Annotated in this window: 7 protein-coding genes; 4 read left to right on the top strand and 3 right to left on the bottom strand. The window is 55.2% G+C overall.

Features of this window, described 5'->3' with window-relative positions; genetic code table 11:
• The first annotated feature begins 167 nt into the window (after positions 1-167).
• From Z947_RS0107360 to Z947_RS0107345, 4 genes are all read left to right on the top strand, one after another.
• Positions 168-575 carry a hypothetical protein gene (locus Z947_RS0107360; protein ID WP_025043663.1) on the top strand — a complete coding sequence of 136 codons (408 nt, stop codon included), beginning with the start codon at positions 168-170 and terminating at the stop codon, positions 573-575.
• Positions 572-1,426, top strand: a complete 855-nt coding sequence (locus Z947_RS0107355) for an HNH endonuclease (protein WP_025043662.1) — start codon at positions 572-574, stop codon at positions 1,424-1,426. Before Z947_RS0107360 ends, Z947_RS0107355 begins: the two co-directional genes overlap by 4 nt.
• A 17-nt stretch (positions 1,427-1,443) precedes the next feature.
• Positions 1,444-1,989: an SMI1/KNR4 family protein gene (locus tag Z947_RS0107350; protein ID WP_025043661.1), complete on the top strand. Its 546-nt coding sequence runs from the start codon at positions 1,444-1,446 to the stop codon at positions 1,987-1,989.
• Between the two features lie 71 nt (positions 1,990-2,060).
• The gene (locus Z947_RS0107345; RefSeq protein WP_162171868.1) at positions 2,061-2,732 is read left to right on the top strand and encodes a cell division cycle protein 123 family protein; all 672 of its coding nucleotides are present in this window, start codon (positions 2,061-2,063) and stop codon (positions 2,730-2,732) included.
• A 19-nt stretch (positions 2,733-2,751) separates the two neighbouring features.
• On the opposite strand, the gene Z947_RS0107340 is transcribed toward Z947_RS0107345, so the two are convergent.
• From Z947_RS0107340 to Z947_RS0107325, 3 genes are all read right to left on the bottom strand, one after another.
• Positions 2,752-3,183, bottom strand: coding sequence for a response regulator (locus Z947_RS0107340; protein ID WP_025043659.1), 432 nt, complete (start codon positions 3,181-3,183; stop codon positions 2,752-2,754).
• 1 nt (position 3,184) lies between these two features.
• On the bottom strand, positions 3,185-4,966 hold the full coding sequence (locus Z947_RS0107335) for a sensor histidine kinase (protein WP_240477517.1): 1,782 nt from the start codon (positions 4,964-4,966) through the stop codon (positions 3,185-3,187).
• A 545-nt stretch (positions 4,967-5,511) separates the two neighbouring features.
• Entirely contained in the window at positions 5,512-9,828 is a 4,317-nt protein-coding gene (locus Z947_RS0107325) for an Ig-like domain-containing protein (protein ID WP_025043657.1), read from the bottom strand.
• Positions 9,829-9,839 lie beyond the last annotated feature (11 nt).

Raw genomic sequence — 9,839 nt, 5'->3', positions numbered from 1 at the left:
CGAAGCGTGGAACATGAGGCGGATGACAAATCGGCAAACAACGATGGCAATTTTCCGGCACCGTCACGCCTGTATCACCTTATCGGCTTATGTGCGCCGCAAGGGATTGCACTGGCCACATAGGGCGGTACAATCATGACGCGCATTGTAACCACGGCGGCCGACTGATGAAGCTTTCTGCACAACAGATGCAAACCGGATTACATCCCGATCCGGCTTTTGCCGCGTGGTACGGCGAAGAATTTATGAAAATCCATTTGCCGCAGTCCTATTTCGGGGTCTCCGATGAGGGACGGCCCGAAATGATTCTGAACGGGCGGCGCTATGCGGAGCAATTCGGCTTCACCGACATCCGCGCCCAGATGCGTTTTATCACGCTGATGTGGCAGATCGGCGCGAACTTTTTCGTGCATCCGGGTTTCCGCGAAGTTCTTGCGGATCGCAGCCTGCCCGAACTCGACCGCATTGATCAACTTTACAACGTCCCAAAAGATCAAGCGACCTATGCGATTATGAACCCCGATGACCGATACTGGTATCCATATATGGTGCCAAAACAAGGGCCTGCGACATGAGCCGATATCTGGAAGCTGACGGGGTAGATGTGGCCCAGACCCGCACAGCCTATGGGGAACTGCGTGACTTGCAGGCCCAATACGGCGAGCTTGCCACCGAAGCCAGCCTTGCTGCGGCAAGCTTTCTGCCGCCGCCAGCGGGCACTGCCGCCGATATCGCCTCGCTTGGCCGTTCGCTGTGGAAAGGCAACTGGGGCGACGCGTTCTTTGATATTGTCGGCGTCGTGCCCTTGGGCGGGGATGCAATTAAGGGCACGCGACTGGCCAACAAGTTGAATGACTTTCGCCGCGCGCTGGATGTTGCCTCCACAGGTGTGTCGCGGGCCTTTCGTGGTACGAAAGACGCCGCAGCGCGGTATTGGGACGATGTGGTTGCCGCTAACAAGGCCGAATATGACGAAGCCCTCGCCGCCTGTAATGGCAGTCGTGCCTGCCGCGAAGCTGCGGCCGCGAAGAAGGGCCCGCAATACAACAACACACCCAAAAGTGGCGATAACGGAGAATGGAGCAGCGGCGAACGCGGCGACGGTGTTTGGACCCCTTCCAACGGGGGACCGCCGATTACCTACAGCAACGGTTTTCCCGACTACAGCCCGCATTCCGCTGGGAATGTCGACATTCCGATGCGCGGCAACCGGACAACCGATTTCACCGCAGCTGACAAGGCCATGCGCGAACAACTGGGCGATCCGGACTGGCGTCGCCCCTCCGGCCACACGTGGCACCACAATGAAAACGGCGTCACCATGGAACTGATACCGCAGAATATCCACGCCACGGGTGGCGGCGCATCCACACCGCACATGGGCGGAGCCTCCTTGTATGAAGGCTCCAACGCCAGTGAATTTTAAAGGACGAAGGGCTGATAATGAAAATTGCTCCTGAAAAAGGCCGCGCGCCTGTTCCAGCTGATCAGGCCGCCCGCATCGCGGATTTTGCGGCAGGCGTCGGGGGGAAACTGCCCGCTGATTATACGGCATTTCTTACCCGTTATGACGGTGGTTTTCCCTATCCGAATGTATTTGACGAGGTGACGCCGGATGCGGTCCGCCGCTCCGTTGACCGCCAGGCATTTTGTGACCGGCTGTTCAGTTTGGAAAACGTCGAATCCCATGCACGGGGCGAGATCTTCGGCAGCGCTGTGCCTGAGGGCTTTTTGCTGATCGGCGAAGACCCCGGCGGGTTGATATTTTTGCTTTCGTTGCGCCCGAGTGATTTTGGCCGTGTATTTCTATGGCAGGCAAACAGCGCGGATTGGGGCAGCGAAGACAACAATGAAGCCCATATTTTTCAACAGTCTGAGAGCTTTACAGCTTTTCTCGACAGTCTGTATGACACCGATGACAAGATTGGCTATGATCATTGGGCAACCCCGTTCATCGTCGCGAACGCGGTTGATCTCGACCTCAAATGAGCTTTCCCTTTGCCATCAGTCAGACGTTTCCGGAAAACTGGCCTGCACCCTTGAAAAATTTGGCTGCACCGATGACTTCCATCGTGCTGACCCCGGAAGATGCATCGGCGCTTGGTGCTTTTTCCACGGCATTTCGTCAGCAGTTCGATGTCAGGGCGCGGGATTTTCTGTCAAAAGCTCTGCTTACCGAAATTGACTCTGCTTTGCTGAAGTATCCCGAAGGGGTCATGCCGCGTATTGGCTATTGTAGCTGGAAAGCATCGCTGATTGAAAAGCGAGCCGCCAAGACCCGTAATGACGTTATGCAAATCATCACGACCGATGACCCGCGTGTCGGGAACGCCCTGTCGGTCTTGGTCGGCAGTGACGATCCTGTTGTCCTGCACCTGCGCGCGTGGCGCAAGATACCGGACTGGTCCGAGGTAAGGCTGTTTTTCAAGAACGGCAGATTTGTTGGTGCGTCACAATATGCCTACCGACGCAGCTTTCCCGAAATCACCAGCAATGCAAAAGAAATCGAAACCATGGTGGCGCGCGCCGCTTCAGTCATCGTGGAAAAACTGCATCTTTCCGACGTCATCGTTGATCTTGCGCTGCTACCCTCGGACGGCAAATCGCCAGTATCTGGCCTGAAACCATTGTTGATCGAGCTGAACCCTTTCAGCCCCCTGACCGACGCGTGCCTATTCTCATGGGAAAAGGGCGGCAACTTTGACGGACGCTTCCGATGGACCCAAGCTTAACGCGCGATAACATCGCGTCTTACGCAGCATCCGGCATTTTACAAAGGCTCCAATATTCTTGCAAAGTCTTAAGCACGTCAGAGAGTTCAGAAGAGCTGTCGGGCTTCACGATATACCCGTTAGCGTAATTCTCGTAAGCAAGCTCGATATCTTTTTTGCTTGCTGATGTGGTGAATACAAAAACACGGGCCGACTTTATGCCCTCCGTCTGGCGCAGCTGTGCCAGAAATTCGTGCCCATTCATACGGGGCATATTGATGTCCAGCAATATCACGTAGGGTCGAACAAGCTGCTGCCGCAACACGTCGTCAGATAGTATTTCCAACGCTTCGACACCATCCTTGGCCCGCATCAAAGATCCGGTTGAACCCAACTTACGCAGGGATCGCTTGAGAATTTCGACGTCGATATCGTTATCTTCGACAAGCAAAATGTTCATATCCGGTTTCATTTTATGCGGCCTCTTTCAGAGGCAAGTCAGAAGCTTGCGTGCCATCGGCTGGCCAGTCGAAAGAAAATGTCGCACCATGGCCAAGCTCGGATTCGAGCGTGATATTCCCGCCATGCCGTTCGATCGATTTCTTTACGATTGCGAGGCCAATTCCAGTGCTTTCCGGCATATCCGCCGACCTAAGCGTTTGAAAAACCTTAAAGATTCTTGTGTGGAATTTCGGATGAATACCCGGTCCGTTATCAGCCACAGATATCATACAGCGGTCGCCCATCCGCGTTGCAGAAACGGCAACCCGCAATGGCTGTGCGCCGTCATGATATTTAACTGCATTTCCAATCAGGTTTTCCAGCACTCTTCGAAGATTGACCGTGTCGGCATCAATCGACGTAATGTCCCCCTTCAATTGCAACTGTTCTTTCTCAAGTCCCAAATCGAACTCCAAATCAGCCAGTGTTTTTTCAAGATCCAAAGGCGCATTGACACCAGCGCTGACCTCAATCTTGGCATAGTCCATAATGCCCTTTGTAAGCTGGTTCATGCGGGTAATACGCGCGTGGATGAGAGCAAGGTTCTGCTTTACTTCCGGGTTTGCGTCAGAAGAGGCAAAATAATCCTCAAGATCTTCCTCAATCATTTCCGTTAACCCGTTGATCCCCCGGATCGGGGTCTTGAGGTCGTGGGACGCAATATATGCAAACTCCTCAAGAGCTTCGTTTTTGATGCTCAATTCCTTATTCATTGCATCCAGTTTTACAGTTTTCTTCTTGAGCGAGCGTGTCACGTGATCCGCAAAAGAAATCGCACGTTTGTTTGCCTTGGCCATTAGAAACAGAAGCGAGATGATCAACGCTTCAATCACCAGACCAGCAATCAGAATGTAAGTTGATTGAGCGTATGTATTCTGGTCGCGAAACGCCAGATTGGTCCGCACGTCCACTGTCCAAGTGCGTCCGTACAAGTCCACCTCGACCCGATCGGAATACATCGGATCCGCGTCGTATAACTCATCTTCCGCGGTATGTTCATTATAGATCACGGTGCTGGCATCATGGATGCTAAACCGTACGTTGCGCAGTTCGGTCGCCAGCAGCCCTTCCATTAACTTATGCACAACAAACGGTGCATATACGGCCCCTTCTACGGCGTCTTCGGCTCCGAACGGAGTATAAAACAGGAAACCGGGTGTGCTGCTTTCATCTTGGACAAGCGTTATCGGTCCGGTAATTTGGGCCGTCCCCGTGTCACGACTTGCCAGCGCAGCCATCCGTCGGTTCGTTTCATGGGCGACGTCCAACCCTATAGCCGCGGCATTGGTACTTTCGGGTTCAATAAAAGTGATCGGCATATAAATGGATTGGTCATGTTCCGGGAAAATCCGGAACGTTGGTCGGACCTCTCGTTGTTCCCCCAGATAGGCGTTTAATGTTTCCGCCGAATGAAAGTGGATTACGCCGATGCCGTTAATACCCGGGTATTTTTCGTGAATATCCAGCGATTGGGCAAAAGCGTGCCAGTCGGGATAGGAGATATCGCCACCGTGGGATTCAATTGCGGCGACCCCAGCCCGAAGCGCATCCTCATATTTCGCCATCCGGTCGACGATGAGCCCTATCGCACTGTCGCGCGAGGCCTCGAACCGCTGGCCAACGCGTGTCTCGATCTGCTGTCGGGAAAACTGCCACGCAAAAAGCGTCAAGAACAACGAAAGGCACACAACGATGACATGAATGCCTTTGATCCGGCCCTCTGCTGGCGCAGCAATTTCGTTCAACTGAGTCAAAAAGCTCTCCTCCTGTTGGACCCCTGCTACCCAGAATGTGTTTAAATTCTATTTATCTTTCCGAAATACCGGCCGTTATGTGGCATGTTTCCTTGCTAAGAGGTTACGTTTCTCAGACCCGCTTCACACGGATGCCAAGCCAGTTTGACTGGAGTTGCATTCGCGGGACCGTCCCGTGAAAGACGCTGGAAATATGTTTAGCTTTCAACGTGACGTCGACACGCACTTTGCAAGCAAATTTGATAAAATAAATAAATATCAAAGCCTTGCCAAATAACATCGAACGACTCCGGCTATCGAAAAAGTCCAACGCAACGATTTTCCAAGACCAACCTCAAGATCCAAATACCGTGAATTGACCGCACGAACGGCTGCAATCACAGACGTGAAAACCACCGGCAAAATTTTAACTGAAAGTAATTTTTGTTAACGCGCCTGTCGAACGTACCTTACGGGAGCCGCAACAACTGCAAACTCTTGTCCCTTTCCGACGAAGCGAATGCTTTCTCGGAAAGGGACATGCAGTGGTTGAAGGACGCGCCGGGTCAGAACCGCGATTGATAACTCAACTCGGCCGTGGAAGCATCATTGCCCGAACTGCGAAAATTACGCGACACATTGAGGTTCAGATTACTATTGCGCGACATCTCTTTAGTGAAGCCCAACGTCAGATGCTGCGACGTCAGCCCGCCGCCTGAAAAGTCATACCCATAGTTCAAATCCAGCTGACCGCTCGGTCCCACTGAAATAACGGTCCCGATTTCGATGCCCGCACCCAACCCATAGGTGCCCTCCTCACTGACCAGAAACCGGGGCGCATTTTGTCCGGCAGCCGCGAAAGCGGAAGATACCGTGCGGTCCTTGTCCAACAATTCGCCGCGGATTTCGATGCCACCGTAAATCTCCGCACGGGTGTCGGCCCCGATATAGATCGGCCGGCTCGCATCAACGCCGAAGGCAAGGATCATCGACTGATAGGTCTCGGACTCGACATTCAGCGCAAGCCCGGCACCACCGGTTTCCGTGTAATCATCAAGGGCCATCCAAAGGTAGTCGAGCGAGGCCGACCAAGTCACCCTTGTCCCTGTGCGCAGCGCCCCGAGCGGGTCCCCATAATCTCCCAAAGTGCGGGCATAAGACAACTTGGGCGCGATGTTGATATAGGTGCCGTCAAATTCAGCGCTGGCGATCGTGTCCACAACCGCACCGCCATTGGAAAAATTGATCCGCCGGTCCGAATTGAATGCCATCTGCCCGACCGAAATATACCCCTCGAACGTCAGATCACGGCGCAGGAAATCCTTTTGCACCGCATAGAATGTCGCCTGATATCCTTCGCTTTCAAGTTTGCCGCCGCCCCCGAAATCTGTCGTGGTTTCGGCATACCCAAGCGCAACGCCAAGGCTGTAGGTGTCACTAAGCACGCGGTCATAGCCGATCATCACATTGGTCGCCTCCAGATCGTAACCGCTTGAATTGCTGTTCGCATCGCGCTCTGCCCAAGCAATGTCACCGGCGATAAACAGGCCCCATTTTTTGTTCCCAAGCGGATCATCTTCAAAGCCGAGGAAGCCGCGCAGGGCTTGGGTCACCACTTCGGTCGGGATCGTCTGGTCGCCAACACGCAAGGACATGCCGGCCATGTTGAACCCGCGGGCGCCGCCGTCTTTTATCTGCGACAACCGTCGGCTGACAACGCGCCCCAAACCCCGTGCGACCGTGGCAGTCGCGTCAACGGCAGCAAAATGTTCCTCATTGCGCAAGGCTCTCATCGCCTGTGCAAGATCTTCGTCATTGCTGGCAGCAATGGTGAGTTGCGTACAGATATCAAGAAACTGTACCGCCTGCGTGTCAAGCGTATCCATGCCGCGCACAATGGAACAGGATTGTTCGAACACCCGCGCCACCTTAAGCAACTCGGGATCGGTGATCTGTGCGGAAATGACCTCGCCCCCAACGGCCACCACAGACAGGGTAACCGTGGCACTTGACCCGACATCGCCGTCAGATGTCGGGTTTTGCGCAAGATAGGTGAAGGACGTCGTGCCGGTAAAACCATCTTGCGGCGTGAACAGGATTGATTGTCCGTCCAGCGTTACGCGCCCTTCGGTATCGGCGTCAGGGTTGCTGGTGATCGAAACGATTGTCGCATCCGCGCCATTGCGGCGCACGTTTTGGTCGTTAGCCAAAACGTCAATCACAGTGGTGCGCCCCTCGACCGCAGTCGCATTATCATCAAGCGCCAGAACCGCGCCTTGCGACAGCACTGACAAGGTAACGGTTGCGATGTTGGCGGCCTCTCCTGATCCGTTTCGACTACGATAGGTGAAACTGTCCGACCCCGTGAACCCTGCATTCGGCGTGTAGGTGACCGTCAGGTCGGCATTTACCGCTGCCGTTCCGTTTTGCGGGGCACTCACGATGGTTACGCTGTCCGGTGCACCGCCGCTGTCATTGGCGATCACGGCAAAGGTATTCGCTGTATCACTCACTGCATTCACCAGATCGTCGACGGGCGTCGGCGCATCCCCGATAACTTCGATGGTCACCGCACTTTCGGGGCCGGGCGATTGCCGGAAGAACCCTGCCCGTGCGATGCGTGTCCCACTGTTATCGCGCTGACCTGCGTCATTTACCGGAAAGACCGTCATCGTATAGGTGCCAGCAACAAGGGCCGAACTTGCAACAGAAATCTGCCCGCTTTCGTCAATCGCGAACTGGCCTGTCGGGTCTGTCGTCGCTGGCGTTCCTGTCTCAGCGTTGATCAGATAGCTGTGAATACGGGCCGTTGACCCAAATACATCAAGTCCAGTGGACGATGTTGTCAAAGGCGCACCGATGGCTGTACCCGCAGTGGCCGATTGGGAAATCTGCAAGGTGTCGGTCGGTGTCAGCACCGGTGCATAGCTTGCTTCGGCCGCGGCCATCCGGCGCACCAGATCCGTCAACGGCGGTGTTCCCGCATCCCTGTTCAGACACAGATCCAACCCATATTGCGTAAAGACGTTGGGCGTCTGAACACATTGATCAACAGTTTTCACATCCGCATCAATGGTTGCAAGGCTGGCGTGACACACCAAACAGGATGACGGGGCCGCGCTTTGTCCGTCGAAATGCGGACCGAACGTATTGCTGACATAGCGCGACGACAGCGTGTCGGCATAAGCACCGGCGACGCGGCCCAGATCGTCATCAAGACCAAGGATGGTAATGCGCAGCGTATTCGGCACCGTTTCGATCCCGTCACTTACGTCATAGCTGACGGTAATGTTTGCCGTCTCGCCACTGTCCAGCTCTTCGAACAGGGCTGGTGTTATCGTGACCACGCGGCCTTCAACCGTGACCGCGCTATCTGGATCAAAGCCAACGGTGGTGCCGGCGGGTAGTAAACTTGTGGAAACCACGATATTTTCAGCGCTCAACGTATCCCCGTCGGGATCACTGACGCTGCTTGAAATCAGCAAATCGGCGGTCACCGGATCACGGGATTCATTGGCACTGACCAGCTGGATCGGGCTGACAACCGGTGCGTCGTTCCCATCGGCGACACGGATTGTCACGGTGGCGCTGTCGATGCTTGTGCCATCTCCCAGCCGGTAGACGAAAGTCGCATCCCCCGAAAAATCAGCCGCTGGCATGTAGTCAAACGTCCCATTGCTGCGGAAGGTCAACGTGCCCGATGAGACGTCATCGCTGGTAAACGTAACTTCGGACAGCGTCGCCCCATCCAGATCATCCGCACCGCTGCCATTGTTGATCTTGACGTCAGCCCCGGTAAGAATCGCATCCTCGGCCAGAAGGAACAGATCGTTGTTGGCCACAAAGTCCCGCGTCGCAGGCGGCGCTGCCGCAGCGGGCACGTTGATGGTTACCGTGGTGGCGACACTGGTGCCGCCTTCCTCATCGACAGCAGAATAGCTGAAGGTCACCGTTTTGGATGTCGGATCAAGTGTCGCAGGTGCCGTATAGACATACCCTGTGCCCGTCCCGTTGCGCGCAATGCTGCCGTAGGTCGGATCGCTTAAAACGGGCGATGCGGGTGTCACGATCAGCGCCGCACTCGCATGATCAGGGTCCACATCGCGTCCATTGCTAAGTACATTTAAGGCCAGCGGAATTGGCGTGCCTGACGCGTTCTGAACCTGTGACAACACCGGGTTGAAGGTATCGGGCGCTGCAACGGGCGGGGTATTCGCCGTGCTGACAGAAAAACGGTTGCTTGCATGCAATCCTGCGCTGTCTGAAAACCCCATGGTATTTGTAGGCTGAAATTGAAGCGCATAAGGTTGCACCGCGGCTTGACGGTTTGCCCGCCGCGTTTCTGCGTCCGGCATCGAAATGGTGAAGCTGTTACTGCCCGCCGCTGATATCGCCCCACCGGGGATTGTGCTGGAAAACGCCGGTGCGTTCACGCTTGGGGCCACCACGCCGTTATAGGTGCCGAAAAACGGAATTGCGCCGGGGTTGAATGTCACGCTTAACCCGTCTGTGCCCGCCGGAAACGAAACCACACCGGACGGTGACGCTTGGGTGCTGATCACGGCCCCGCCCTGCAGCGCGGAAACGGAACTGATGCTGGGTGCTAGGTAACTTCTAAGGCTTTGCATCGCGGATAGAACCTGCGCGGGGGGAACACGGTCAATGCGGTCGGCACCATTATCAGGATAGGCCAACCGGCTGGAAAGTTGTTGCGCGTAAGGCGACAGGGTTGTGCGTGCGCCGGCGGCGCTGGTGTCCTGATGGCAATTGCTACACCCCGGAGTGCCCGTACCATGCGCCGCAGCCCATTGCGATGTGACTGATCCGTTGGCCCACCCTGCGTTTGGTACCGTGCCAATGACAGCAACTACAGTTGCCGCCATCACATGCTGCG

The sequence above is a fragment of the Sulfitobacter geojensis genome (assembly GCF_000622325.1).
In the GTDB taxonomy this organism is placed as follows: domain Bacteria; phylum Pseudomonadota; class Alphaproteobacteria; order Rhodobacterales; family Rhodobacteraceae; genus Sulfitobacter; species Sulfitobacter geojensis.
Note: the sequence above shows the minus strand (reverse complement) of the source record. Positions and strands in the feature narration are given on the sequence as shown.

What these genes read in the sequence shown, in the direction of transcription:
- Z947_RS0107325 (WP_025043657.1), bottom strand. Translation starts at nt 9,828, where the DNA reads ATGGCGGCAACTGTAGTTGCTGTCATTGGCACGGTACCAAACGCAGGG.
- Z947_RS0107360 (WP_025043663.1), top strand. Translation starts at nt 168, where the DNA reads ATGAAGCTTTCTGCACAACAGATGCAAACCGGATTACATCCCGATCCG.
- Z947_RS0107355 (WP_025043662.1), top strand. Translation starts at nt 572, where the DNA reads ATGAGCCGATATCTGGAAGCTGACGGGGTAGATGTGGCCCAGACCCGC.
- Z947_RS0107345 (WP_162171868.1), top strand. Translation starts at nt 2,061, where the DNA reads ATGACTTCCATCGTGCTGACCCCGGAAGATGCATCGGCGCTTGGTGCT.
- Z947_RS0107340 (WP_025043659.1), bottom strand. Translation starts at nt 3,183, where the DNA reads ATGAAACCGGATATGAACATTTTGCTTGTCGAAGATAACGATATCGAC.
- Z947_RS0107350 (WP_025043661.1), top strand. Translation starts at nt 1,444, where the DNA reads ATGAAAATTGCTCCTGAAAAAGGCCGCGCGCCTGTTCCAGCTGATCAG.